Here is a 24515-nt window from a genome sequence, read left to right as displayed (position 1 = left end):
GCGGTATCGCGCACACTGGCGACAGTTGAAGGTTGCGATGGCCTCTCCTCCCGGCCCATCCTCTTCAGCTGTTCCCCTCTGGAGGTTGACACCTTCAAAACTCAAGGGTCCCGGTTATACCGGAGACCCTTTTTTTATTGTGTCACGCGTGGATTGATCCGGTTTCAGAAATTCGGCAGGGCAGCCCCTGCCGCATCCCTATACCGTAGCCGATCCATGGCGGCGGAGCGCCCGTTCATTCACCATAGGGCACCCAGATGTTTTTAACCTGCGTTGCCCGGCGAAGATACTCCCGGCCCTGACCTTGAGCGGCATTCAGCCAGTCACGCTGGCGGCCATTGCTGACCCAGGTGGTCTTCAGGTTTCCGCAGGAGGCTTTCTCGACCATGGCGCTGCCGTCCTTCGATCCGGCGTACCAGATCGCGGCAACCTCGTCATGCTCGGCCAGGGTCTTGGCCAGCAGATCGCGCTCGCCAGTGATGATGTTGACGACACCATCGGGCACATCCGACGTGTCGAGCACCTGGTAGAGATTGGTGGCGATCAGCGGATGACGCTGCGAGGGAATGGCGATGACGCGGTTGCCCATGGCAATCGCCGGCAGGATCAGCGACACCAGCGACAGGAGTGGCATCTCGTCCGGGCAGACAATGCCCATGACGCCGAACGGTTCGTTCATCGCCAGCGTGACATGGCGGGATTTCGTGCCATGGACCACGCCGTCATACTTGTCGGCCTGGGCCGCGTAATAGAAGATCCGGCGCAGGCTGGCGTCGAATTCGTCCGCTGCCGCCTTGGCCGAAACGCCCGTACTTTCGACCAGCAATGCCTCGAATTCCGCACGGCGGGCATCGAGGTTTTCGCCAAGGTAGTACAGCACCTGCGCGCGGTTATGGGCGGTCGCGCCGCCCCAGGAGCTGGCTTTGGCGGCCGCTTCGACCGCATTGCGGATGTCCTTGCGGCTGCCGATACCGGCCTCGCCGATAACGGCGCCACCCTTGCCGATAACGGAATAGCTGTAGCCGCCATCCGGCCGTGCCTGCTTGCCGCCGACATAGTTCTTGGCCGTGCGGTCGATGCCGCCAATATGGGCAATCTTGCCGGAAAGGTCCGGCCCGGCCGCCGGCTTGAACGGCGCTTCCGCCTTGGCAATAGGCAGACGCTTTTCCCAGTCCGCCGACAGATACTCGTAGAGGCCTTCGCGGCCGCCTTCACGCCCGAAACCGCTTTCGCGGTAGCCGCCAAAACCGGCAGCGGCATCGAACATGTTGGTCGAATTGATCCAGACGACGCCGGCCTTCACCCGTGCCGCCATGTCGAGCGCCAGATTGATGTTTTCCGACCAGATCGAAGCGGCAAGCCCGTAGCGCGTGTTGTTGGCAAGCGCGATTGCTTCGTCCGGCGTGCGGAAGGTGGTGGCAACAGCGACGGGGCCGAAGATCTCGACCTCGCTGGCGGTCGAGGCCGGCTCGACATCGGTGAAAAAGCCGGGCGCGAAGAAGCTGCCCTTGGCGGGCAGCGTCACGGGCGCCTGCCACAGCGTGCCGCCCTCGATCTTGCCCTGTTCGACGAGGCCGGTGATGCGCTTCAGCTGCTTGGCCGAGACGATGGCGCCGATATCCATGGTCTTGTCGAGCGGATCACCGATCCGCAAGGTTTTCATGCGCGCCTTCAGCTTGCCGTAGAAAGTCTCGGCGATGCCTTCCTGCACGAGGATGCGCGATCCGGCGCAGCACACTTCGCCCTGATTGAACCAGATGGCATCGACCACACCTTCGATCGCGCCATCGAGATCGGCATCCTCGAACACGATGAAGGGCGACTTGCCGCCGAGTTCCAGCGACAGCTTCTTTTCCGATCCGGCAATCTGCTCGCGGATGATCCGGCCGACATCGGTCGAACCGGTAAAGGCGACCTTATCAACGTCGGCATGGCCGCAGATGGCAGCGCCCGTCGCACCGTTGCCATGCACGATGTTGAGCACGCCCGGCGGCAGGCCGATCTCGACGCAGACCTCGGCAAAGGCGATCGCCGTCAGCGGCGTCAGATCGGCGGGTTTCAGGACGACGGTGTTGCCGGCGGCCAGCGCCGGTGCCACTTTCCAGGCCAGCATCAGCAACGGGAAATTCCACGGAATGACCTGGCCGCAGACACCCACCGGCGAAAAGCCCTCGAATTCGCTGTCGATCATCTCGGCCCAGCCGGCGTGGTGATAGAAATGGCGGGCGACGAGCGGAATATCGATATCGCGCGTTTCGCGGATCGTCTTGCCGTTGTCCATGGTTTCCAGAACCGAGAAGAAGCGCTCGCGCTTCTGGATGTGGCGGGCGATGGCGTAGAGATATTTGGCCCGCTCATGGCCAGAAAGCTTCGACCATTTTCCAAAGGCGGCACGGGCGGCCTTGACGGCAGCGTCCACATCCTCGGCGTTGCCCTGCGGGATCTTGGCAAGGACCTGCTCATTAGCGGGGTTGATGACCGTCAGCAAGTCGCGGCCATCGGTGCCGGTGAACTTGCCGTTGATGAAGTGGCCGAAGCCACCAGCATTGGCGGTCAACCACTGTTGCACGTCTGAGTTCGATTCCGGTGCAGGACCATATTCCATGGTACGAAGGATATCCTTGATCTTGGCCATTGTTCTTGTCCTCACGCAAGCGGGTGACGGTTCGATGCCGCATAGCGGCCCGTCACGTAATGTTCGAGCTGGCGCTCGATGTCGGCGAGCATGGAGCTGGCGCCGAGACGGAACAGGTCGGGCTGCAGCCAGGGCAGGCCCAGCTCCTCCTTCATCAGGATCAGCCACAGCATGGCGTCCTTGGCCGTTTTCATGCCGCCGGCGGGCTTGAATCCGACGATCTGCCCGGAGAGCGCGCCGAAATCGCGCAACGCCCGCACCATCGTCAGGCTCACCGGGATCGTCGCATTGACGTCTTCCTTACCGGTCGAGGTCTTGATGAAATCCGCACCGGCCTGCATCGCCACCATCGAGGCACGATAGACGTTGCGCAGGGTGTTGAGGTCGCCGGTGGCGAGGATCGCCTTCATATGGGCATCGCCGCAGGCTTCCCGCATGGCCGATATCTCGTCGAACAATGCCTTCCAGTTTTGCGTCAGCACATGCTCGCGGGTAATAACGATATCGATTTCCCTGGCGCCCTGATCCACCGCATAGCGGATTTCCGCGAGTTTCTGCGGCAGCGGCGTCAGGCCGGCCGGAAAGCCGGTGGCAACCGAGGCGACCGGAATGTTCGAGCCCTGAAGGGCCTTGACCGCATGCGGCACCATGGTCGGATAGACACAAATGGCGCCGGTAGTGATGCCTTCATCCGCAAGGCCGAGCGCCTCGAGAATGTCGTCGCGGATCGGCCGTCTGGCCTTGGCGCAAAGACGCTTCACACGGCCTTCCGTATCGTCGCCGGCCAGTGTCGTCAGGTCGATGCAGGTGATCGCCTTCACCAGCCAGGCGGCCTGGTATTCCTTCTTCACCGTGCGGCGCGTGGCAAGCGAAGCGGCGCGACGCTCGCTGGCGGTGCGGTTGACGGCGATGTCCTCGAACCATTCCGGCTTGAGCCCGGTTCCGGCATTGCGGGGATGCGTGTTCATGATGATATCCGCTTTCTGCGTCGGGATCGGTTGGTTCATGGTCATCCGCGGCCCTTTCTGTGATCGATAAACCGGTTGAGCAGGATGGCTGCGACAATGATGATGCCGGTGACCGTCATCTGGTAGAAGGAGCCCAGGCCGAGAAGATTGAAGATGTTGCGCAGAACCTGCAACAACATGACGGCGAAGAATGTACCAAGCACACCACCGCGCCCGCCGAACAGGCTGGTGCCGCCGAGCACAACCGCCGCGATGGCGTCCAGCTCCAGCCCTTGCGCTGCCGTCGGCTGGCCGATCCGCAGCCGCGAGGTCAGGAGGATGCCGCCAAGCGCGGCCATCAGTCCTGAGACGGCGAAGACCGCGGTGACGATCAGGCGAGTCGGCAGGCCGGAGAGACGCGCCGCTTCCGGATTGCCGCCGGTGGCGTAGACATATTCGCCAAACACCGTGAAGCGCAGGACCAGGCCGGCGACGATGCACAGCAGGATGAAGATCAGGCCCATCGACGACAGCGAAAAACCGGGAAGCAGGGGGATCATCGTCGAGCTGATGCTGGCGAACCCCTGCGGCAAACCGCTGACCGGTACGCCATCGGTCATCAGATAGGTGAGGCCGCGAAACGAGACCAGACCGGCCAGCGTGACGATGAAGCTCGGCACCTGGGCAAGCGCTGCGGTCGCCCCCATCACCGCGCCGCAACCGGAGCCGACCAAGGCGGTGATCACCACGGCTGAGGCCGGACTGTAGCCATTGGCCAGAAGCACCGCCACCAGCATTCCGCAGAGCGCGACGATGCTGCCGACCGAGAGGTCGATATTGCCGGTGAGGATGACGAAGGTCATGCCGACCGCGACGACACCGACGACCGCTGCCTGCTGGAACAGGTTGGCAATATTGGTCGGCGTCAGAAAGCTGTCGGAAAGGGTCGCGGCAATGGCCACGACCACCAGAAAGATGACGATGAAGTTGTATTCGATGGCGACATCGATGATGCGCCTTGCGGGCGAAAAGGTCGGCGCCCCGGCTGGGGAGCGAAGCGTATCAATGTTGGACATGATGATCCCTCACGGTGTGGGCGCCAATACCGGCGTCGCCGAGAATGGTGGCTTTGAGGATTGTGTCGCGATCCGTCGCGGACGGATTGTAGCGGGCGATATTGCGGCCTTCATGAAAGACCCAGATCGTGTCGCAGGCAGCGTAGAGCTCGTCGAGTTCGCTGCTGGCGACGATCACGGCCGCGCCGTCACGGGCCAGACGATCGACGAGGGTATAGAGGTCAGCCTTGGCGCCGATATCGAGACCGCGGCTCGGTTCGTCCAGCAGCAGGATGCGGGCACCGTTGATGATCCATTTGGCCAGAACCACCTTCTGCTGGTTGCCGCCCGAAAGCTGCACCACCGCCTGTTCCGGCCGTCCATATTTGGTCGACAGGCTCTGGAGAACCGGCCGGGTGCGCTCCTTCTGCCAATTGTGCCGGGTTAACCAGCTCTCCCGCATCGACGGCAATGTCGCGTTCTTGTAGATCGGCGCATGCAGGATCAGGCCTTCGGTCTTGCGATTTTCGGGCACCAGCCCAAGGCCGCTCCTGATGGCGTGGGCCGGGTGGCGCGGGTGGAAGCGTTCGTTTTCGATATCGACTTCGCCCTCGAACGGGCGAGCCCCGAACAGCGATTTCAGGAAGCTGGTGCGTCCGGATCCGTTGAGGCCGGTCAAGCCGCAAACCTCGCCCCAGCGCACCTCGAAGTCGCGGATCTCAAGCCCCTCTGCCCCCTTGAGGTGGCGAACCTGCATCGCAACCCCGCCGGTCACCGGCGCCCTCTCCTGGCGCTCGACGAGCGACCGCTCCTTGCCGATGATCGCCTCGACCAGAGCTTCGTCACCGGTTTTGCTGACGTCGAACGTGTCGATCGTGCAGCCGCCGCGCAGCACCGTCATGCGGTCGCCGATCGCGCGCAACTCGCCGAGCCGATGGCTGACGTAGAGAATGGCGACGCCCTGGCTGACCAGATCGCGGATGACCTCGAAGACGCTCTCGAGTTCGGTCTCGTTGAGCGAGGCCGAGGGCTCATCCATGATGATGATCTTGGCATCCATGGTCAGCGACCGGGCGATTGCGGTGAGCTGCTGATTGGCAACCGACAGGGCTTCGACACGGATTTCGGGACCGAAATTGGCACCGACGCGCTGCAGCGCCTCGATCGACCGCCGGCGGCGCTCCCGTTTGTGGATCACGCCGAATGTGCGCGGCGCATGGCCAAGAAAGAGGTTTTCCTCGACCGTCAGCTGCGGCACGAGGTCGAGTTCCTGATAGATCATCGATATGCCCAGCCGTGCCGCCTCGGCGGGCGACCAGACGTCGACCGGCTTGCCGTCGAGCATCAGCTCGCCGGCGCTTGGACGCAACGCCCCGGCAATGATCTTCAGAAGCGTCGACTTGCCGGCGCCGTTGGCGCCGAGCAGGCAATGAACCTCGCCCTTGCGCACGTTCAGCGACGCCTTTTCCAGCGCGATGATATTGGGCAGAAACGTCTTCGAGACATTGCGGACCGTCAGGACGTCATGTGTCATGTTTTACCTCCAGCGCATGACGGGCGGTTGCCTCGTCGGTGACAAGCACCGAGACATACCTGGCCTTGAGGGCCGCCACGGCGATATCGAGCTTCTCCTCCCCCGATACGACGCCGATCGCGCGCTGCTTGCGCGTCAGGCTTTCGAGCCTGAGACCCACCGTCCGCTCGTCGATCGACTGGTCGACAATGCGGCCATCCCGATCGATGAAACGGCCGAGAATATCGCCGACCGCGCCGGCATCCCGCAGCCGGTCGATATCGTCCTCGTTGAGATAGCCGGAATTCAGCAGCACCGACTGGTGTGAAATACCACCCATGCCGAAGCAGACGACATCGGCCTGCTCGGCAAGCGTCAGCACGCGGCCGATGATCGGATCTTCCTCAAGCGCATCGCGGGTACTCTTCTTGCCGACGATCGCCGGTACCGGCAGCAATGTTGCGGTGCCGCTGCCGGCCTGCGCAAATTCTTCCGCCACCGCGCTCGTGCGTGCCGATGTCGAGCGCAGGTTGGTCGATCCGTTGACCAGAACGACGTGCACACCGGGATTCCAGTTGCCCGGCAGGAATTTTGCCACGGCCGACATGGTGCGCCCCCAGGAAACGCCGATCAGATCGGCCTTGGGGTTCAGACCGGCCAGATATTTGGCCGCCGCCTGGGCGACGCTTTCCATCAACAGGGCGGAATCGCGGGTGCCGCCGGACGGGACGACGATCGCGTCGCGCAGACCGTATTCCTGCTGCAGCTGAACCTCTAGCTCCGTCTTGCGGTGGGCGCGCGGGGTGATCTCGATGCGCACAACGCCAAGCTCCTTGGCCTCGGTCAGCAGCCGTCCGACCTGCCAGCGGGTCAGGCCGAGTTCGGTGGCGATCTCGCTTTGGGTGCGCTCCAGGTCGTAATAGAGTTTGGCGACCCGCACCATCAGATGCTCGCGCTGCTCGTCGGAGGGCAGACGCACGGAGGACGAAAGGCGATTGTCGGTGGGCTCGATGCTCATGGCCGTCCTCGTTGTGCCTGCCGTTGCGACAGTGTGTGAAAGGCCGGGGTCAGCGCCTTGGTTGTGTCTCGGTAAAGTTCCAGCGCCTCGTCGTAACGCCGGCTGCGGGCAGCATCGGGCAACAGTTCCTCGGTGGGCACGGCGCAGGCCTGCGATGCAGCGATCAGATCGGGAAACAGCCCCAGGGCATGCGCCGAGCAGATGGCGGCGCCGATCAGCGACAGATTGTCTTCCCGGGCAACACCAACCGGCCGGCCGATCGCATCGACCGTCGCCTGCAGCCAGAGCGGGTTTTTGCAGATGCCGCCGGCCATGACGATCTTGCCGACCTCGATACCGCGCTCCTTCAGAACGGCCAAGACGTTGGCCGAGCCGAGCGCGATGGAATCGACCGCCGAGGCGTAGATATCGGCACGGCCGTGGCCAAGCGACAGGCCGAGAATGGCGCCGCGCAAGTTGGCGTCACGATAGGGGGTGCGGTTGCCCATCCAGTAATCCAGCGTCAGCAGGCCGGAGCTGCGGTCCGCCGAGGTCATCACCTCGCGAATGAGCGCCTGATGGCCGGCCTCGTCGAGACCGAAGATGCGGCCACTCAGCCAGTTGAGGATCGACCCGGCCGAGACCTGTCCGGCCTCCACCAGCCAGTGATCGTCGACCAGCGCATGCGGATAGGGCCCCCAGAAGCCGGTGACGTCGCCCTGCCCGGCGAGATGGGTGAGGTGGACGACGGAGGTGCCGCCGATGATCAGCATGCCCCCGACGGCAACCGTGCCGGCGCCCAGCATGCCGATATGGGCATCGATACCGCCCTGCGCGACCAGCACTTGCGATGTTATGCCGAGCGCCCGCGCCACCTCGTCTCTCAGCGGTGCAATCGCGTCGCCAACCGGAATGATCCGCTGCGGCAGCTTGTCGATCAGGTCCGGGACGCCAAGCTCGTTGTAGATTTCCGGCACGAACTCGGCCCTGGCCGAATCGTAGTTCCATTTGCAGGCGGCGTTCATGCGCGAGCCGACCCAAAGCCCCGTCAGGCCATGATTGATGAAATCAAGCGCTTCGCAGATGATGTCGGCCTGCTGATAGACTTCCGGCTTGTTGCGGGCAAGCCACATCGCCTTTGGCACCAGCCATTCGACGGCATCGCTGCCGCCGCTATAGGCCATGACCGGATGTTTGACCGCCTGCGTGGCCTGCGCTTCCTCGGCTGCCCGGCAGTCCATCCAGAGGATCGCCGGATGGATCGGTTCGCCATTGTCCTTGCAGATGGCGACCGTCGACGCCGTCGTCGCGACGCAGATCGCCGCAATCTCGGAAGAGCCCGATTGAGAGACCGCGCGCGCACCGGCAGACAGCAATGCCGCCCACCAGTCGCCCGGCTGTTGCTCGGCCCAGCCCGCACGCGGAAAATCCGTGGCATAGGCTGCCTCCGCCGACGCAACCATGGCCTTTTTCCCGACGTCATAGACGCCGGCCCGGACACCACCGGTACCGAAATCGAAACTGAGGACGCGTGTCATCCTGTCGAATTCCCTCCCTGAGCCGGTCCTCCCCGGCTCTACCGATAATACCGCCTATGGGCGGAACATGACCTTGGAAAAGAACATGCTTCTGTCGGTGCGAAACTTTTCGAACATAGCGGGCAGTTCCGCAAGATCGAGATCATGCGTGATCATGAACTCCCACTTCAGTTCACCGGAGCCGAGCTTGTCCAGCGTCACCGTCCATTGCGGACCGGGATAGGGTGCGCCGAAGGAATTCCACGACCCATGCAACGAGATCTCCTGACGCAGGAAATGCTGGAACGTCTTGTTCTCGAAGGAGACGTCGCCGACAGGAATGCCGATGAAGACCACATGTCCGCCAGGCGCCGCCATTCGGGCCGCCATATTGATGGAGGACGGGTGCCCGGCCGCCTCGACGATCGTGTCGCAGAGCAGCGCTGCCGGCACATCCGCTCCCGATAGCAGGGTATGGGTGGCGCCAGCCTCGCGGGCCATGGCCAGCTTTTCCTCGGAGACATCGACGGCGACAACCTCCGTCGCGCCCATCAGCTTCATCCACTGGATGGCGAACAATCCGATCGGGCCGCAACCGATGACACCGCCGCGCTGACCCATGCCGATGCCGCCGGCCTTCCAGATCGCGTGAAGGGCAATCGAGGCCGGATCGGTCATCGCCACGGCGCGCGGGTCGATCCCCTTCGGCGTCTTCAGCAGGTTGGAAACGGGAATGGCGACGAATTCCGCATAGGCGCCATCCCGACGAGAGCCGAAATAATCGTAGTCGCGGCATCGCGAAAACTGGCCGCGCTGGCACTGATCGCACGTATAGCATGGCAGCATTGGTGGCACGGCGACCAGTTCGCTGACCGCGAAGCCTTCGACATCGGAGGCGATTTCGGTGATATGGCCGGAAAATTCATGGCCGCAGATCAGCGGCATCTTGTGCGCCCCCTTGATCAGCATGCGCGGCATGTCGGATCCGCAGACGCCGACGGCGGCAACCCGGACGATGACATGTCCCGCCTTGAGGGTCGGAGTGGGAACCTCTTCCAGACGAATGTCGCCGGGAGAATAGAGAACGGCTGCGCGCATGACGGAATCCTGTGATGCTGGAAATTGAAAAGAGAATAAGGGCGGCGCAGACGCGTCGTGACCGGCCGCCAAGTTTGGGCTGCGGAGCAGCGAACTGCCCCGCAGTGTCGGGAGGAAAGCTTTTTTACTGACCCAGAACCTTCGGGCGGTATTCCGCAAACAGGCCTTCGCGCGGGAAGTCCTTGACGTTGTCCTTGGTCACCAGTGCCGTGCCGGCATCGACGAATTTGGAAACGGGCTTCTTGGCTGCCGCCTCGCGAGCGACCTGGATGGTGACGTCGCCCAGATATTTCGGATCGTTGAGGGCCGTCGCGATATAATTTCCGCCATCGGCCATCACGCCGAGCGCTTCGGAGAGGCCGTCGACCCCGGCAACCAGCACGTCGGTGCGGTTGTTTTCCTGCAGAACCTGCAGGGCACCGAGCGCCATGTCGTCGTTATGGGCGTAGATCACCTTGACGTCGGCATTGGCCTGCAACAGGTCCTGCATGGCCGTGACGGCGTTGGAGCGGATGTATTCCGCATAGGGACCTTCGACGATCGTATGGCCGGATCCTTCGATAGCACTGTGGAAACCATCGCGGCGGTCCATCATGACCGCGCCCCCAGCATCGCCCTGGATCTCGATGATCTTGGCCTTTTCGATACCGTCGGCCTTCAGGCGCGCAACGACGGCTTCGCCGACGAGCTTGCCCATCGCCTTGTTGTCGCGGCCGATATGGGCCGTGACGCCTTCGCCATTGATACTGCGGTCGACAGTGATGACCGGAATACCGGCAGCGACAGCCGCTTCGAGCGACGGCACCACCGCATCCGGATTGACCGGATTGATGATGATGGCGCTGACGCCCTGCGTGATCAAATCCTGGATGTCGTTGTTCTGCTTGGACACATCGCCATTGGCATCGAGGAACACCAGCGTGTCGCCGCCTGCCTTTGCAGCCGCCTCGGCGCCGTCCTTCAGTTGAACGTAAAAGGGCGATTGCAGCGTCACCTGGCTGAAGCCGATCTTCAGGCCTTCGGCATGGGCTGCCGTTGCATGCAGGCCAAGACCGGCGGCCAGCGAAATTGCCGAAACGGCAATCGAAAATTTGGACACGAATGTACGGCGGCTGAGCATTGTTTTCCTCCCAATGAACTCGATTTTTCCTCACCAAAATCAACAAATGTGCAAACAATGCTCATCTGCTGATTAAAGGTAAGCAGACATTCATGGGGCTGTCAACGCGATCGCTGCCAGCCCTGAGGATAAAATTCGGGCGTTACATTTACCATTTTAATTCAATGACTTATCGCGAACAGGCGACGAGCGTTCGATTCCCCGCTTCAATTTCAGGGCGTTATTGCGCTGCGAATCCGGCATTGGCCTCAGGCTGCAAATGAGCAAAAAGGGGATCGCGCGAAAGCCGATGGAACGCTGGTGAACGCCGATACCGGCGTGGAAGACAAGCGGCAGAGGGCCGCCGCCGGCGCTGCGCAACAGAGCGGATCGGGATCGTCACGTTGTGTGGGGTTTGACAGATTGCGGAGTGTCAGCCGGACATGCCGGCGGCGAGCGCCGGCGACAAGGAGGACCGTTCCCCGAAACCAGTCGCCGACGCAGTTTGCAGTCGGCTTTTTTGTGTGGCGGAAAGCGAAGCACCCCGACCGTTCAAAGCGAACGCTTCACGCCGGGGGCTTCGGCCATTCGCCTTGGCTGCCGCACGGCAATAGTGGCTTGTTCCGGTTACGTTACGCTAGAATGCGATCTGCACCTTCATCGACCGGCTGCGATCGCCGGCCGTCTCGAAAGCTGCCACGGCATCGTCGAGACCGAAGATACCCGTCAGGAGCGGCTTCACGTCGACCCGGCGGCGGTTGATGAGATCGACGGCCAGCGCGAACTCCTCATGGAACCGGAAGCTGCCACGCATATCGATCTCCTTCGACACGATAAGGTTCTGCGGGATGGAGACGTCGCCGCCGAGCCCGAGCTGCATGAGGATGCCGCGTGGCTTCAGCACGTCGAGCCCGGACCGCACAGCCCGTTCATTGCCCGAGGCTTCGAACATCACGTCGAAATAACCCTTGTTGGCGGAATAGGCGGCAAGTGCGTCGCCATCGGTAGCGACATTGATGGTGCGGTCGGCGCCGACTTCGAGCGCTTTCAAAAGCACCGCGTCCATCACGTCGGTGGCGACGATTTCCTGCGCGCCGTGCGCGCGGGCAGCAAGGATGCACAACGCACCGATCGGGCCGCAGCCGGTGACCAGCACGCGCTTGCCGAGAAGCGAGCCCGCGCGGTTGACCGCGTGCAGCGTGACGGCGAAAGGCTCGGCAAAGGCCGCCTCGTTGATCGAGACCCCATCGGCGACCTTGTGACACTGCCAGCTTTCGGCGACGAGGCGCTGGCGAAACGCGCCCTGAATATGTGGCATCGGCATGGCGCTGCCATAGAAGCGCATGTTGAGGCAATGGTTCTGCTGCCCCTTGAGGCAATAGTCGCAGGCATTGCACGGCCGGCTCGGGGAGACGGCGACGCGATCGCCGACGGCAAGGCCGGAAACGCCGCTGCCCAGCGCCTTGATCGTACCGGCGATTTCATGGCCGAGGATCATCGGCTCGCGCAGCCGGATCGCGCCGAAGCCGCCGTGATTGTAGTAATGCAGGTCGGAGCCGCAGATACCGCCGACCTCGATGGCGATCTCGACCTGGCCCGGCCCGGCTGTGCCGGGATCGGTTTCCTCGACGCGCAGATCCTTGGCTGCATGGATCACTATGGATTTCATGGTCTCTCCTTCGCGCTCAGGCAACCGGCGTCAGCAACGGGACGCCTGAAAAATGCGCCGCCAGATTGTCGCGCACCAGTTTGCCCATCGCCTGGCGGGTTTCAACCGTACCGCTGCCGTGATGCGGCTGCAGGACGGCATTTTTCAGGCTCGCGAAGCGTGGATCGATGGCGGGCTCGTTTAGAAACACGTCCAGCCCCGCCCCCCGGATCCGGCCCTGTTCAAGCGCATCCAGCAGAGCCGCCTCGTCCACGGTCGTGCCGCGCGAGATATTGACGAAGATGCCGTCCGGCCCAAGCGCTTCGATCACCTCGGCGCTCACAATGCCGCGCGTGCCTTCTCCGCCCGCTAGCGTCACCACGAGAAAATCCGATTGCCGGGCGAGCGCGACCAGATCGCCAACGAAGGTATAGGGAAGGTCCGGTTTCGGTGCGCGGGCGAAATAGGAAATCGTGCAGTCGAAGGCGGCCGCACGTCGGGCAAAGGCCGCTCCGATGCGTCCCATGCCGACAACACCGACGCGCTTGCCGCAGACGCGGGTCGTCAGGTGCATATTGCCCTTCGTCCACTGCCCGCCGCGGACATAGGCATCGCCGGCGGGAAGCTGGCGCGCAGCGGCAAGCATCAATGCCATGCCGAGATCGGCCACGTCCTCGGTCAACACATCCGGCGTGTTGGTGACGCGGATGCCGTTTTCGCGGGCAAAGCGAAGATCGATCGCATCGGTACCGACGCCGTAGCAGCTGACGATTTCGAGCTTGGGCAGCCGTTTCATCAGATCGGCGGAGGCGCCGAGCTCGCCGCGCGTCGCAATCGCGCGAATACCGCCTGCATGTCCGGCCAGAAACGCATCGCGGTCTTCCGCCTCCCAAAGCTTGTGAATGACATAGCGGGATTCGAGATCCTCCATGTCCCAGGCGGGATAGGGACCGATCACAAGAACCTCTGGCTTCGACATGTTTATCTCCTGAATTTTCGTGCTTGACTTGATATGTTATCGATAACATATGTGTCAATAGAAACCGGGCGCTGTAAACAGGCAACGCGAAACGACACGGTTCGGAAAATTCTGGGAGACTTTAACAATGGGATTTCCACTGTTCGACCTGAGCGGGCGCCGGGCACTGGTGACGGGATCGAGCCAGGGTATCGGCTATGCGCTCGCCGAGGGTCTGGCGGCGCACGGCGCAGAGGTCGTTCTCAATGGCCGCTCCGCCGATAAGGTGAACGCCGCGGTCGAAGCGCTGCGCAAATCGGGCCATACCGCCCATGCGGCCGTCTTCGACGTGACGGACAAGGATTCGGTTGGCAACGGCGTTGCCGCGGTCGAGGCTGACATCGGAGCAATCGACATCCTCGTCAACAATGCCGGCATGCAGTTTCGCACGCCGCTGGAAGACTTTCCGGCCGACAAGTGGGAGCTGCTGCTTTCCACCAATATCTCCAGCGTCTTCTATGTCGGCCAGGCCGTTGCCAGGCACATGATCGCGCGCGGCAAAGGCAAGATCATCAATATCGCCTCGGTCCAGAGCGAGTTGGCCCGCCCCGGCATCGCCCCCTATACCGCGACCAAGGGTGCCGTGAAAAACCTGACGCGCGGCATGTGCGCCGACTGGGCGAAATACGGCATCCAGATCAACGCGATCGCGCCCGGCTATTTCAAGACGCCGCTCAATCAGGCCCTGGTCGACAGCGCCGAATTTTCCGGCTGGCTGGAAAAGCGCACCCCGGCCGGCCGCTGGGGCAATGTCGATGAACTGGTCGGATCGGCGGTTTTCCTTGCCGGCAACGCATCCTCTTTCGTGAACGGACACACGCTCTATGTCGATGGCGGCATCACCACCTGCCTTTAATGGCCCCATCGTCGTCATGGGCGTCAGCGGCTGCGGCAAGTCGTCCATCGGCGAACGGCTCGCGGCGCATCTGGGCCTGCCCTATGTTGAGGGCGACAGCCTGCATCCACCGGCCAACATCGCCAAGATGTCGGCGGGTATCCCGCTCGATGATGACGATCGCTGGCCATGGCTCGCGATGATCGGCAAGCGCCTGGCCGAAGCAGATGAGGCAGGGATCGTCATCTCCTGCTCGGCCCTGAAGCGGATCTACCGCGACCGGCTGCGGCAGGCTGCAGGACATCCCCTCGCCTTCGTCTACCTGAAGGGATCACGCGATATCCTGCTGCAGCGGATGACGGCCCGTCCGGGGCATTTTTTCAAGGCATCCCTGCTCGACAGCCAGCTCGCAACGCTGGAAAGCCCGGAAGACGAAAGGCTTGTTGTCACCGTCGATATCGCCCCCTCGCCCGAGGTCATCACCGCAGCGGCCCTCGAAGGCCTCGCTGCGCTGAATGGAGTTGAACCATGACGAAGACACAAGCCTGCAGGGTTGCTGTTATCGGTGCCGGCATCATGGGATCGGCCATCGCGACACGGCTGATCGAGACCGGCCAGAATGTCACCGTGTTCGATCTCGATCCGGTCAAGGTCAAGGCGCTGACAGACAAGGGCGCCGGAACCGCGGCCTCGGTAGCCGAGGCGACCCGTGCCAACGATTTCGTCATCCTCAGCCTCAACCATGCCAACATCGTGCGCGCTGTCGTGTTCGGTGCGGATGGCGTCAGTGCAGGCGCCGATGCAACCAAGATGCTGATCGACATGTCGTCTATCGATCCCGCCGATACGGCCGAGATGTCGGCGCAGTTGGCAAACGAGACCGGCATGAAATGGGTCGATTGCCCGCTGTCCGGCGGTGTGCCCGGCGCGCTCGGCGGACGGCTGACGATCATGGCCGGCGGTGACGAGGCCGATTTCGAGCGCGCCCGCGCCGTCATGCAGCATCTCGCCCGTAACTATACGCGCATGGGCGCAAGCGGCGCCGGGCAGACCACAAAACTGATCAACCAGCTGTTCTGCGCGGTGATCTTCCAGGCCGTAGCCGAGGCGACAAAACTGGCCGAAGCTGGCGGCGTCGATCCGGCGTCCATTCCCGCAGCGCTTGCCGGTGGCCGCGCCGATTCGAGCATCCTGCAGGAGTTCATGGGCAAGTTCGCCGCCCGCGACTACACACCCACCGGCCGGATCGACAACATGCTGAAGGACCTGGATTCGCTGCAGGCCTTCGCGCTGAAGACGAAGACACCTTTGCCGATGACCGGCCAGGTCGTCGAGATCCACCGGCTGCTTTGTGCGGCTGGCCTCGGCGCGCGCGATTCCGCCGAGATGATGCGCCTGCTCGACGGCACGCTTTCCTGACAAAATGTGGAGTGGGACGAACATCAGTCCTTGACTAACCAGATATGTTATCGATAACATATCTCAATCGACGCTTTGGGAGGAGCAGAGATGGACAATCGAAAACTCATCGAGTTCAGGGGAATCACCAAGATCTTTGGTGGCACCCGCGCGCTTGAGAATGTCTCCATCGATCTGCTTCCGGGCGAAATCCTTGCTCTTCTCGGTGAAAACGGCGCCGGTAAATCGACGCTGATCAAGACGCTTGCCGGTATCTACAAACCGGATGGCGGCCAGATCCTGTTTCGTGGCGAACCCTACAGCCACCGCCCGCCGAAACCCAATACCCGCCAGCCCGTCGCCTTCATCCATCAGGATCTCGGCCTGATCGAATGGATGACGGTCGGCGAGAATGTCGGCCTGGCACAGGGCTTTTCGTTGCGTTCGCGCCTGATCGACTGGCGCCGCACCGAAGATCGTGCCCGCGAGGCGCTGGAACTGGTCGGCTGCGATTTCGACCCCAGCACCCGCGTCCAGGATCTCACCCGCACGGAAAAATCGCTCGTTGCCATTGCCCGCGCGCTTGCCGTCGAAGCCGACGTCCTGGTGCTCGATGAACCAACCGCCAGCCTTCCGGCCGACGAGGTCGAGCGGCTGTTCAACGCCATCCGCCCGCTGAAGGAACGCGGCGTCGGCATGATCTACGTGTCGCACCGGCTGGACGAAATTTTCCGTATCGCCGATCGGGTCGCCGTCTTGCGCGACGGCAAGCTGGTGGGGCAGCGCCCCGTCAGCGAGACCCGGCCCGACGATCTGATCGAAATGATCGTCGGCCGCCCGGCCAACCAGCTTTTCGTCAAGGCCGCCTGCACGCCGGGCAAGGCAGTTCTTGCAGCCAGAAACCTGACCTGCACCGGCACCGGCCCGGTTTCGTTCGATATTCGCCAGAACGAACTGCTCGGCCTTGTCGGCCTGCGCGGCGCCGGACAGGAGCTGATCGGCCGCGCCCTGTTCGGCTGCGAGGCCTTTGGCGGCACGATACACCTGAACGGCGAGACACCGGACCTTTCGAACCCGGTCGCCGCAATGAAATCCGGCGTCGGGCTGATTGCGCGCGATCGCACGGAAGAATCCGTTGCCATGTCGCTGTCGCTTCGCGAAAACACCTTCATCAATCCCGGCGCCTCCGGCCGCGGCCTGTTCTCGTTCCTGTCCCCGGCCGATGAAGCCGAGCAGGCGCGCAAGATCGGTGAAACCGTGGGCCTGCGCCCGAACGACCAGAGCCTGCCGATCGAGGCGCTGTCGGGCGGCAATCAGCAGAAGGTCGTCGTCGGCCGCTGGCTGGTGACCGGCCGCAAACTTCTGGTCGCCGAAGACCCGACTGCTGGTGTTGATGTCGGCGCCAAGGCCGAGATTTACAAGCTGATCGCCCGAGCGCTCGAGGCCGGCCTCGCCGTCGTCGTCGTTTCCACCGATTTCGAGGAAATTGCCCATATCTGCCATCGCGCGCTGGTGTTTTCGCGCGGCCGCATCGTTGCCGAACTTCAGGGCGAGGCCCTGACCACATCCGCCGTCATTTCCGCCGCTTCGGCATCGGAAGCCGCCTAAGAGACCACGGGAGCAATACCATGCAATCGATCGAATCCACCGCGCTTGAACCGACGCGCAGCGAACTGGCCGGGCTTACAGTGGGCCAGAAGATCACCCGCTATATCCCTGTCTACGGTCTTGTCATTTTGACGGTCGCCCTGATGCTGTTGTTCTCGATCCTTTTGCCCGGCACCTTCCCGACGCTTCTCAACCTGCGCTCGATCGTCTCCGACAAGGCAATCATCGCGCTCCTGTCGCTGGCGGCGATGATCCCGATGGCATCCGGCCGCATCGATCTCACGGTCGGCTACGGCATTGTCCTCTGGCATATCCTGGCCATCAGCCTGCAGACCATGTTCGGCGTGCCATGGCCACTTGCCGTCGTCATCGTTCTGGCGCTCGGCGCTTTCACCGGTTTCCTCAATGGCCTTCTGGTCGAGGTGGCACGAATCGACAGTTTCATCGCCACGCTGGGCACCGGCACCATCCTCTATGCGCTGGCTCTCTGGCACACCGGCGGACGGCAGGTGGTCGGCGTGCTGCCGGAAGGTTTCTACGCGCTCAACGGCACGATGGTCTTCGGCCTGCCGGTCACCGGCTTCTACGTCATCGCCATCGCCATCGCGCTCTGGATCGTTCTCGAATATCTGCCGATCGGCCGCTACGTCTATGCCATCGGCGCCAACCCGAAAGCCGCCGCGCTGAACGGCATTCCGGTCCGCCGCTTCGTCATCGGTGCTTTCGTTTCATCCGGCACGCTCGCCGCCCTTGCCGGCGTCCTGCTCGCCTCGAAGCTGCGCATCGGCCAGGCCAGTGTCGGACTGGAATATCTGCTGCCGGCACTGGTCGGCGCCTTTCTCGGCTCCACCACCATCAAGCCCGGCCGCGTCAATGTCTGGGGCACGATGACCGGCGTCGTCATTCTGGCGGTCGGCATTTCCGGCATCCAGCAGATCGGTGGTTCATTCTTCGTCGAGCCGCTGTTCAACGGCGTCACCCTGCTCGTCGCCATCGGCATCGCCGGTTATGCGCAGCGCAAGCGGGGCGCTGCGGGCAAGGCCGCGACACCCGGCCCGCTGCCGGTCAAGACAGGGAAAAACTGAGGGAAACCGATTGTGCGAACTGCACCGTCTTCAAAGGGAGGAACAACCATGAAACGCAGAACATTGATCCGGAGTTCCGTCGCCATGCTGGCGCTGATGCTGGCAGGCCCGGTGCTCGCCGACGCCATAGCGGATGCCAAGGCCGTGGTGGACAAATACGCCACCCGCGTCACCACCTGGGACGGCCCCAAGGCAAGCCCCAAGGCGCAGGAAGGCAAGACCATCGTCGTGCTGGCCGGCGACCTGAAGAATGGTGGTATCCTGGGTGTCACCACGGGTGTCGAGGAAGCTGCAAAAGCCATTGGCTGGGAGGTCAAGGTGCTGGACGGAGCGGGTTCGATTGGCGGCCGCACGGCAGCCTTCGGCCAGGCCATGGCCCTGAAGCCGGCCGGCATCATCATCAACGGCTTCGATGCTGTCGAGCAGGCCCCCGCGCTGGAGCAGGCCAAAGCCGCAGGCATTCCGCTGGTCGCCTGGCATGCCGGCCCAGTGATCGGCCCGGATGAAAAGACCGGCCTTTTCGCCAATGTCAGCACCGATGCCATGGAGGTCTCCAAGGCCGCCGCCGACTACGCCTATGTCGACGCCAAGGGCAAGCCGGGCGTAATCATCTTCACCGACAGCACCTATGCGATCGCGATTGCCAAGGCCGACAAGATGAAGGCCGAGATCGAGGCACTGGGCGGCACGGTGCTCGAATATGTCGACACGCCGATCGCCGAGACGTCGCAGCGCATGCCGCAGCTGACCACATCGCTCTTGCAGAAATACGGCGACCAGTGGACCCATTCACTGGCGATCAACGACCTCTATTTCGATTTCATGGGCCCGTCTCTGGCCGCTGCCGGCAAGAGCGGCACCGATGCACCGATCAACGTTGCGGCCGGCGACGGCTCGGAATCGGCCTATCAGCGGATCCGCGCCAGCCAGTTCCAGAAGGTGACCGTTGCCGAACCCTTGAACCTGCAGGGCTGGCAGCTTGTCGATGAGTTGAACCGCGCCTTTGCCGGCGAAGCCTGGTCGGGCTATCTGTCGCCACTGCATGTCGTTACGTCTGACAATGTCGAATTCGACGGCGGACCGAAGAACAGCTTCGATCCGGACAACGGCTACCGTGACGAATACCAGAAACTCTGGGGCAAAATGTAACGATCGCCCAGGACCTGGGCATCGCGAACGATGCCCCTTTTTTTTCCAACGACGCAAAACTCCCGCCGACGAAAGCAGTATCATGATCATTCGCTACGCCCTCTTCGAAGGGGAAATTCACGCCGGCAGGGAAACGGAATTCCGCGCCTATGTGACGGAAAAGCTCGTGCCGCTTTGGACCCGGTTTCCCGGAGCCGAGGAGGTACGGGTGCTGGATGGAACGGACCGCGACGAAGGCGCCCCTGTCTACGCCATGGCTCTGGCCATCCGTTATCCCGATATCGACGCCTGCAACAGAGCGCTGCAATCGGATGTCCGCTTTGAAAGCCGCACTGTTACCGCCGGGCTGCTGGAGATGTTTTCCGGCCGCGTTCATCACCATGTCTTTACGGCCAACGAGTATCCGACGGTTTAGGCGCGCTATTTGCCGAGACGGCTCAATTGCAGGGTTTCCGTCGGCATTTCCCCAAAGGCTTCGCGATAGAGAACAGAGAAACGTCCCATGTGCGTAAATCCCCAATTGCGGGCCACATCGGAAATGGAAATGCGATCGTGCCTGCCGCCGACAAGTTCGCGGCGGACGCCTTCCAGACGCAACTGGCGCAGATAGTTCAGCGGTGTCGTATCCTTGAACTGCTGGAAGCCCACCTGGAGCGAACGGATGCTGACACCGGACGCCTGGGCGATGTCTTCAACCTGAATGGGGCTGGCAATGTTGGCGATCATATAGTCAATCGCCCGTTTCACCTGCCGCGGCATGGCTGGCGACGCAGGGCGCTCCAGCAGCGCCGAATAGCGATGCGGCACGCTTTCGAGCATTGCGACCATAATCGTGCGAAAGAAATACTCCGTGGAGCGCGCCGAGATATTGTCTGCTGGGCCGTTGGCGAGATTGTCCCAGAGGACCTGACCGAATGCGGCGAGCTTCGCGCCGGCACCTGTGTTCATGTCGCATTCGGCGAAGAGATCGAGGTCGTGGATCACCGGCATGTCCAACAGCTCGGAAAGCTGCCGGGTGACGGCCTTGCGGCTGAAGGCAATGCCGATATGGCTGCGCTCGGAATGGAGCCGCAGCATCCGGGTCTGGGAGAGATCCGTCGCGATCAGCTTGCCGGGTGTCGAGACGAACTGGCGGCCCCGCGCATCCAGTTCCATCGCGCCGGAGAGCGGCAGATAGAGCGCAAAGGCATCCGGTGGCTCGGAGAAGCTGACCTCCATTCCGGACCGGCATAGGCCCGACCAGATATCGAAATCGCCGGTCGAGAAATGCAGGTCCTCCACCGAGATCGAGGCCCCTCTGTTCATCGGATTGACGCGAACAGGCTTCAGGGTATTGGCATAGTGTTCACGGAGCTGATCGACGTCGGCTTCGACAACCTTGAAACGGGAGACCTGGCCCGGTCTGCTCATGGGTGGCGGCACTCACGCAGGGGAAGCAATTGCACTCCGCGCAGCGTTGCCGCGACGTCTCGAACCGGTCGCTCACCGCCCGCCTGCTTTTCATGCTTCATTGCCAAAGCCTCCAATCGCAAGCCTTTCGGCATGGCTGATTAATATGACTTTTGCACATATTAGCACACGCGTAAATGTTTTCTGCGGTCGGTGCATCTTCGGTGAGGAACTGAAGTGTGATGTACAGCAACAGAAACGGGTCGAGGCCAAAAGGTAAGGTGAAAATTTACTTAAAGGCTAATTTGCAACTTATGGTATTTATTCGTGTACTTTATGCAGTTTATACGGGAACAATCTATGTTTCGACCCCGATAATCTTCTTTTTTGTGGATTGCATGCGTAAACTGGATATTTCTGCGTCATTTATCCGGGGCAATAATCATACAATTTACTTGGTCATAATATTTACAATGCATCGTCAGCCTTTATCAAAGCTGAACTGGTGTCTCTGGAAATATGCGTCTCATCTCATTCGCCACCGCCCTGTTGCGGTTGAAATCCCTGCTTCGCGATACGAGAGGAAACGTTGCGCTGGTTGTCGCGATCGCGTCCCTGCCGATGCTGCTCGCCGTTGGCGCCAGCCTCGACTACACCCGGGCCTACAACGTCCAAAACAAGATGCAGGCCGATCTGGATGCTGCCCTGGTGGCGGCGATCAAACAGATCGATGGCTATGATGAAGGCAAGCTGGAGAAAAAGATCACCGATTGGTTTGACGCCCAGGCCGACAAACGTGATTCCAGCTACGATCTGACGGATATCAAGGTCGACAAATCCGGCCACACCATTACAGCCACGGCCGCAGGAACAGTGCCGACGACGCTGATGGCCCTTGCCGATATCAAAACCGTGCCGGTTGGCGTCACGAGCGCCATCAAGGGCCCGGGCACCTCCAATCTGGAAGTGTATATCGTCATCGACAAATCGCCCTCGATGCTTTTGGCGGCAACGAGCAAGGGGCAGACGCTCATGCGCAATACCGCCGGCTGCGAATTTGCCTGCCACAACACCAACGACCCGGTCACCGTTCAGGGAAAGAAATATCCGACCTACTACGCCTACAGCAAAGCCGCGGGCGTCAAGCTGCGGTCCGACGTCGCACTGACTGCGGTGGGCGAGGTCCTCGATATGATCGATAGCGCCGACAGCACCCATACGCGGATCAAGGTCGGCCTTTACGGGCTTGGGGAAAAAATTGCGGAGGCATTACCCCCGACTTACTCAACCAGTTCGGCGCGCAAGAAACTGTCCGATGACAGCAGCGGCCTGACGAGCGCGAGTTCGATGAAATCGACCGATTTCGACACGTCGCTTAAAGCCCTGAAGAGCAAGGTAGGGATAGCCGGCGACGGCTCGTCGGCAAACTCGCCACTGAAACTCGTTCTTCTCCTCACCGATGGCGTGCAATCCGATCGCGACTGGGTCCTCGGCGGCGCCAGCTATTGGGGTCGGGTGACACCGCTCAACCCTGCCTGGTGCGCTGCTCTCAAAGACAACAAAGCCAGCGTGGCTGTTCTCTATACCGAGTATCTGGCGATCCCAAATGACTGGGGATATAAGGCCACGGTCGCCGAAAGCATGAAAAGCAGCGTCTGGAGCTCTCTGTGGGGAGGCACCCTGCGCAACGGCGTCAGCGGCAACATGAGTCGTTTGAACTATATCCCGATAGCGCTGCAGGATTGCGCCTCCTCGTCGGACCTCTTCCTTTCCGCCGCGTCGGAGACCGAGATCGCAAAGGGTCTTTCCGCGCTGTTTACCCAGTATCTAACCTCCGTGCGCCTGACCCAATGATGCGCCGGCGAAGCTTTCATCGATTTTTCGGAGACAGATCCGGCGTCGCAGCGATCGAGTTCGCGATCCTGGCGTTGCCGCTCTTCGTGCTTGTTTTCGGCATCATCGAGATTTCGGCGATGTTCTTCGTCAATACCGCTCTCGATTCCTCCGTGCACAAAAACGCTCGGCTCATCAAAACCGGGCAGGCAGCCGAGAAGAAGACTTCTCTGGCGGACTTCAAGGCAAAGATCTGTGGCGACATGGTCTACATGCTGAACTGCGAGGCAAGGTTGCTGGTGTCGGTCGACGTCATCACCGACGTCTCGTCGGCCGGCGGCATGGTACCCGTCGATTCGAAGGGCAATGTCACAATCACCGAGAGCTTCAACCCCGGTTACGGCAGCGACTACGTGCTCGTTCAAGCCTTCCTGCCCTGGCCGCCGATCGTCAATCTCTACTCTCTCTCCAGCCGAACGCTCTCCGATGGGAGCTATCTTTTGGGTGCCTCCACCTTGTTTCGCAACGAACCCTTCTGAGGAAGCCCAATGACACCCCTGAAAATCCGTTTTGGGTCACGCCTGTTGCGGCGCTTTGGCGAAGATCGTGCCGGCGCATCCGCGATCGAGTTCGTATTGCTGATCCCGTTCCTATTCCTCCTCCTTGCCGGAACCGTCGATCTCGGTCAGGGATTGACGGTCCAGAGAAAGATGAACCAGATGGCCTCCACATCGGCCGAAATGGTGTCGATGCAAAGCAGCTGGACCCGCTCCGACATCTCGACCATCCTGTCCGGGGTGAGCTCGATCCTTGAGCCATACGACCTGACGGGCCTCACGATTCTCATCTCCGTGGTGAAAATCGATGCGAACAATAAAGCGGTCGTCGTCTGGTCGGCAGCATACGGCACAACCGCTCTTCCCGCAGGCCAGGCGTCCCCGATCGATGTTCCTGAAGAGTTGCGGGAACAGGATACGCAAATGATCGTGACGCATGTGCACTACAAACTGGAAACCATCTTCTCCGCTTTGTTCGAGCGTTTTACCGGTGTCCGGGGCTACGAATATGACCGGCATTTTTTCACAAGACCGCGCAACAGCGGTACGATCAGCTACAGCTAGGACATCGTAGCCTCAGCAAGACAGGGAATATTATGTCTGGAAGCACCTTTTTACAGAGGCTGCGATTGCAACGCGAACGCGATTGAAGCAAAGTGCTCATACTCAACCTTAGCGACGCCATGAGGGCACCGATGAACAAGATTCCGAACGCGATTGACGTCCATGTTGGAAGCCGTATCCGCTTCCGGCGAACAATGCTGGGGCTGAGCCAGGAAAAGCTGGGCGATAGCCTTGGCATCACATTCCAGCAGGTCCAGAAATACGAAAAGGGAACCAATCGCGTCGGCGCAAGCCGCCTGCAGAACATTGCTTCGACCTTGAGTGTTCCGATCGCTTTTTTTTTCGAGGAAACAGCGATCTCGGCGGGGGAAGGACCCAACGAGATCTCCGACATCTCGGTGTTCATTTCCAGCTCTGAAGGCCTGGCTCTGAACAGAGCCTTTATATCGATCTCCGATCCCGCGGTTCGTCAGAACATTGTCAAGCTGGCGAAATCGGTTGCCAAAACCGAAAGCGGAAAGGGCGCGGCAGGGTAAAATTCCGTGGCGAGAACGGGCTACTTTCTCCACA

Annotated in this window: 22 protein-coding genes; 11 read left to right on the top strand and 11 right to left on the bottom strand. The window is 61.6% G+C overall.

Going from position 1 to position 24515, the window contains the following annotated elements; translation table 11 throughout:
- Positions 1 to 235: 235 nt before the first annotated feature.
- The 10 genes from ADU59_RS14355 to ADU59_RS14305 form a co-directional block, all read right to left on the bottom strand.
- The gene (locus ADU59_RS14355; protein ID WP_068954795.1) at positions 236 to 2635 is read right to left on the bottom strand and encodes an aldehyde dehydrogenase family protein; all 2400 of its coding nucleotides are present in this window, start codon (positions 2633 to 2635) and stop codon (positions 236 to 238) included.
- Between the two features lie 11 nt (positions 2636 to 2646).
- Positions 2647 to 3603 (bottom strand): deoxyribose-phosphate aldolase, encoded by a 957-nt coding sequence (gene deoC, locus ADU59_RS14350; RefSeq protein ID WP_068954920.1) that lies wholly within the window; start codon positions 3601 to 3603, stop codon positions 2647 to 2649.
- Between the two features lie 41 nt (positions 3604 to 3644).
- Positions 3645 to 4658, bottom strand: coding sequence for an ABC transporter permease (locus tag ADU59_RS14345; protein ID WP_068954794.1), 1014 nt, complete (start codon positions 4656 to 4658; stop codon positions 3645 to 3647).
- A complete protein-coding gene (locus ADU59_RS14340) occupies positions 4645 to 6171 on the bottom strand; it encodes a sugar ABC transporter ATP-binding protein (protein ID WP_068954793.1) in 1527 nt (508 codons plus the stop codon). Before ADU59_RS14340 ends, ADU59_RS14345 begins: the two co-directional genes overlap by 14 nt.
- Positions 6161 to 7168, bottom strand: coding sequence for a sugar-binding transcriptional regulator (locus ADU59_RS14335; protein WP_068954792.1), 1008 nt, complete (start codon positions 7166 to 7168; stop codon positions 6161 to 6163). Before ADU59_RS14335 ends, ADU59_RS14340 begins: the two co-directional genes overlap by 11 nt.
- Positions 7165 to 8685, bottom strand: a complete 1521-nt coding sequence (locus ADU59_RS14330) for an FGGY-family carbohydrate kinase (RefSeq protein WP_068954791.1) — start codon at positions 8683 to 8685, stop codon at positions 7165 to 7167. Before ADU59_RS14330 ends, ADU59_RS14335 begins: the two co-directional genes overlap by 4 nt.
- A 54-nt stretch (positions 8686 to 8739) precedes the next feature.
- Positions 8740 to 9762, bottom strand: a complete 1023-nt coding sequence (locus ADU59_RS14325) for a galactitol-1-phosphate 5-dehydrogenase (protein WP_068954790.1) — start codon at positions 9760 to 9762, stop codon at positions 8740 to 8742.
- Positions 9763 to 9886: 124 nt separating this feature from the next.
- Complete coding sequence (locus tag ADU59_RS14320) at positions 9887 to 10882, bottom strand: substrate-binding domain-containing protein (protein WP_068954789.1); 996 nt, start codon at positions 10880 to 10882, stop codon at positions 9887 to 9889.
- Positions 10883 to 11498: 616 nt separating this feature from the next.
- Positions 11499 to 12530: an L-idonate 5-dehydrogenase gene (locus ADU59_RS14310; RefSeq protein ID WP_068954787.1), complete on the bottom strand. Its 1032-nt coding sequence runs from the start codon at positions 12528 to 12530 to the stop codon at positions 11499 to 11501.
- Between the two features lie 16 nt (positions 12531 to 12546).
- Positions 12547 to 13488 (bottom strand): 2-hydroxyacid dehydrogenase, encoded by a 942-nt coding sequence (locus ADU59_RS14305; protein WP_068954786.1) that lies wholly within the window; start codon positions 13486 to 13488, stop codon positions 12547 to 12549.
- A gap of 127 nt (positions 13489 to 13615) precedes the next feature.
- Between ADU59_RS14305 and ADU59_RS14300 the strand changes: the two genes are divergently transcribed.
- From ADU59_RS14300 to ADU59_RS14270, 7 genes are all read left to right on the top strand, one after another.
- Positions 13616 to 14383, top strand: a complete 768-nt coding sequence (locus ADU59_RS14300) for an SDR family oxidoreductase (RefSeq protein WP_068954785.1) — start codon at positions 13616 to 13618, stop codon at positions 14381 to 14383.
- Positions 14358 to 14894, top strand: coding sequence for a gluconokinase (locus ADU59_RS14295; RefSeq protein ID WP_068954919.1), 537 nt, complete (start codon positions 14358 to 14360; stop codon positions 14892 to 14894). Before ADU59_RS14300 ends, ADU59_RS14295 begins: the two co-directional genes overlap by 26 nt.
- Positions 14891 to 15781: an NAD(P)-dependent oxidoreductase gene (locus tag ADU59_RS14290; protein WP_068954784.1), complete on the top strand. Its 891-nt coding sequence runs from the start codon at positions 14891 to 14893 to the stop codon at positions 15779 to 15781. The genes ADU59_RS14295 and ADU59_RS14290 overlap by 4 nt, the downstream gene beginning before the upstream one ends.
- A gap of 90 nt (positions 15782 to 15871) precedes the next feature.
- The gene (locus ADU59_RS14285; protein WP_068954783.1) at positions 15872 to 17368 is read left to right on the top strand and encodes a sugar ABC transporter ATP-binding protein; all 1497 of its coding nucleotides are present in this window, start codon (positions 15872 to 15874) and stop codon (positions 17366 to 17368) included.
- A gap of 20 nt (positions 17369 to 17388) precedes the next feature.
- Positions 17389 to 18453 carry an ABC transporter permease gene (locus ADU59_RS14280; RefSeq protein ID WP_068954782.1) on the top strand — a complete coding sequence of 355 codons (1065 nt, stop codon included), beginning with the start codon at positions 17389 to 17391 and terminating at the stop codon, positions 18451 to 18453.
- 48 nt (positions 18454 to 18501) lie between these two features.
- Positions 18502 to 19602: an ABC transporter substrate-binding protein gene (locus tag ADU59_RS14275; RefSeq protein ID WP_068954781.1), complete on the top strand. Its 1101-nt coding sequence runs from the start codon at positions 18502 to 18504 to the stop codon at positions 19600 to 19602.
- 82 nt (positions 19603 to 19684) lie between these two features.
- Positions 19685 to 20017 (top strand): hypothetical protein, encoded by a 333-nt coding sequence (locus tag ADU59_RS14270; protein WP_068954780.1) that lies wholly within the window; start codon positions 19685 to 19687, stop codon positions 20015 to 20017.
- Positions 20018 to 20022: 5 nt separating this feature from the next.
- Here ADU59_RS14270 and ADU59_RS14265 read toward each other — a convergent pair whose 3' ends face one another.
- Positions 20023 to 21012 carry a helix-turn-helix domain-containing protein gene (locus tag ADU59_RS14265; RefSeq protein ID WP_068954779.1) on the bottom strand — a complete coding sequence of 330 codons (990 nt, stop codon included), beginning with the start codon at positions 21010 to 21012 and terminating at the stop codon, positions 20023 to 20025.
- Between the two features lie 498 nt (positions 21013 to 21510).
- Here ADU59_RS14265 and ADU59_RS14260 point away from each other — a divergent pair, with 498 nt between their 5' ends.
- The 4 genes from ADU59_RS14260 (at position 21511) to ADU59_RS14245 (ending at position 24481) form a co-directional block, all read left to right on the top strand.
- On the top strand, positions 21511 to 22845 hold the full coding sequence (locus tag ADU59_RS14260) for a TadE/TadG family type IV pilus assembly protein (RefSeq protein ID WP_068954778.1): 1335 nt from the start codon (positions 21511 to 21513) through the stop codon (positions 22843 to 22845).
- The gene (locus ADU59_RS14255; RefSeq protein WP_099050829.1) at positions 22842 to 23363 is read left to right on the top strand and encodes a TadE/TadG family type IV pilus assembly protein; all 522 of its coding nucleotides are present in this window, start codon (positions 22842 to 22844) and stop codon (positions 23361 to 23363) included. Before ADU59_RS14260 ends, ADU59_RS14255 begins: the two co-directional genes overlap by 4 nt.
- A 9-nt stretch (positions 23364 to 23372) precedes the next feature.
- Positions 23373 to 23945 carry a TadE/TadG family type IV pilus assembly protein gene (locus ADU59_RS14250; protein ID WP_068954776.1) on the top strand — a complete coding sequence of 191 codons (573 nt, stop codon included), beginning with the start codon at positions 23373 to 23375 and terminating at the stop codon, positions 23943 to 23945.
- 131 nt (positions 23946 to 24076) lie between these two features.
- Positions 24077 to 24481: a helix-turn-helix domain-containing protein gene (locus tag ADU59_RS14245; RefSeq protein WP_068954775.1), complete on the top strand. Its 405-nt coding sequence runs from the start codon at positions 24077 to 24079 to the stop codon at positions 24479 to 24481.
- The last annotated feature ends 34 nt before the right edge of the window (positions 24482 to 24515 follow it).

Origin of the sequence: Pararhizobium polonicum, from assembly GCF_001687365.1 — a bacterium.
GTDB lineage: Bacteria > Pseudomonadota > Alphaproteobacteria > Rhizobiales > Rhizobiaceae > Pararhizobium > Pararhizobium polonicum.
The sequence above is the reverse complement of the archived record's forward strand: the minus strand, read 5'-3'. Positions and strand labels throughout refer to the sequence as shown.

Coding starts and splice junctions, on each gene's coding strand:
- ADU59_RS14355 (WP_068954795.1), bottom strand. CDS start 2,635: ATGGCCAAGATCAAGGATATCCTTCGTACCATGGAATATGGTCCTGCA.
- deoC (WP_068954920.1), bottom strand. CDS start 3,603: ATGAACACGCATCCCCGCAATGCCGGAACCGGGCTCAAGCCGGAATGG.
- ADU59_RS14345 (WP_068954794.1), bottom strand. CDS start 4,658: ATGTCCAACATTGATACGCTTCGCTCCCCAGCCGGGGCGCCGACCTTT.
- ADU59_RS14340 (WP_068954793.1), bottom strand. CDS start 6,171: ATGACACATGACGTCCTGACGGTCCGCAATGTCTCGAAGACGTTTCTG.
- ADU59_RS14335 (WP_068954792.1), bottom strand. CDS start 7,168: ATGAGCATCGAGCCCACCGACAATCGCCTTTCGTCCTCCGTGCGTCTG.
- ADU59_RS14330 (WP_068954791.1), bottom strand. CDS start 8,685: ATGACACGCGTCCTCAGTTTCGATTTCGGTACCGGTGGTGTCCGGGCC.
- ADU59_RS14325 (WP_068954790.1), bottom strand. CDS start 9,762: ATGCGCGCAGCCGTTCTCTATTCTCCCGGCGACATTCGTCTGGAAGAG.
- ADU59_RS14320 (WP_068954789.1), bottom strand. CDS start 10,882: ATGCTCAGCCGCCGTACATTCGTGTCCAAATTTTCGATTGCCGTTTCG.
- ADU59_RS14310 (WP_068954787.1), bottom strand. CDS start 12,530: ATGAAATCCATAGTGATCCATGCAGCCAAGGATCTGCGCGTCGAGGAA.
- ADU59_RS14305 (WP_068954786.1), bottom strand. CDS start 13,488: ATGTCGAAGCCAGAGGTTCTTGTGATCGGTCCCTATCCCGCCTGGGAC.
- ADU59_RS14300 (WP_068954785.1), top strand. CDS start 13,616: ATGGGATTTCCACTGTTCGACCTGAGCGGGCGCCGGGCACTGGTGACG.
- ADU59_RS14295 (WP_068954919.1), top strand. CDS start 14,358: ATGGCGGCATCACCACCTGCCTTTAATGGCCCCATCGTCGTCATGGGC.
- ADU59_RS14290 (WP_068954784.1), top strand. CDS start 14,891: ATGACGAAGACACAAGCCTGCAGGGTTGCTGTTATCGGTGCCGGCATC.
- ADU59_RS14285 (WP_068954783.1), top strand. CDS start 15,872: ATGGACAATCGAAAACTCATCGAGTTCAGGGGAATCACCAAGATCTTT.
- ADU59_RS14280 (WP_068954782.1), top strand. CDS start 17,389: ATGCAATCGATCGAATCCACCGCGCTTGAACCGACGCGCAGCGAACTG.
- ADU59_RS14275 (WP_068954781.1), top strand. CDS start 18,502: ATGAAACGCAGAACATTGATCCGGAGTTCCGTCGCCATGCTGGCGCTG.
- ADU59_RS14270 (WP_068954780.1), top strand. CDS start 19,685: ATGATCATTCGCTACGCCCTCTTCGAAGGGGAAATTCACGCCGGCAGG.
- ADU59_RS14265 (WP_068954779.1), bottom strand. CDS start 21,012: ATGAGCAGACCGGGCCAGGTCTCCCGTTTCAAGGTTGTCGAAGCCGAC.
- ADU59_RS14260 (WP_068954778.1), top strand. CDS start 21,511: ATGCGTCTCATCTCATTCGCCACCGCCCTGTTGCGGTTGAAATCCCTG.
- ADU59_RS14255 (WP_099050829.1), top strand. CDS start 22,842: ATGATGCGCCGGCGAAGCTTTCATCGATTTTTCGGAGACAGATCCGGC.
- ADU59_RS14250 (WP_068954776.1), top strand. CDS start 23,373: ATGACACCCCTGAAAATCCGTTTTGGGTCACGCCTGTTGCGGCGCTTT.
- ADU59_RS14245 (WP_068954775.1), top strand. CDS start 24,077: ATGAACAAGATTCCGAACGCGATTGACGTCCATGTTGGAAGCCGTATC.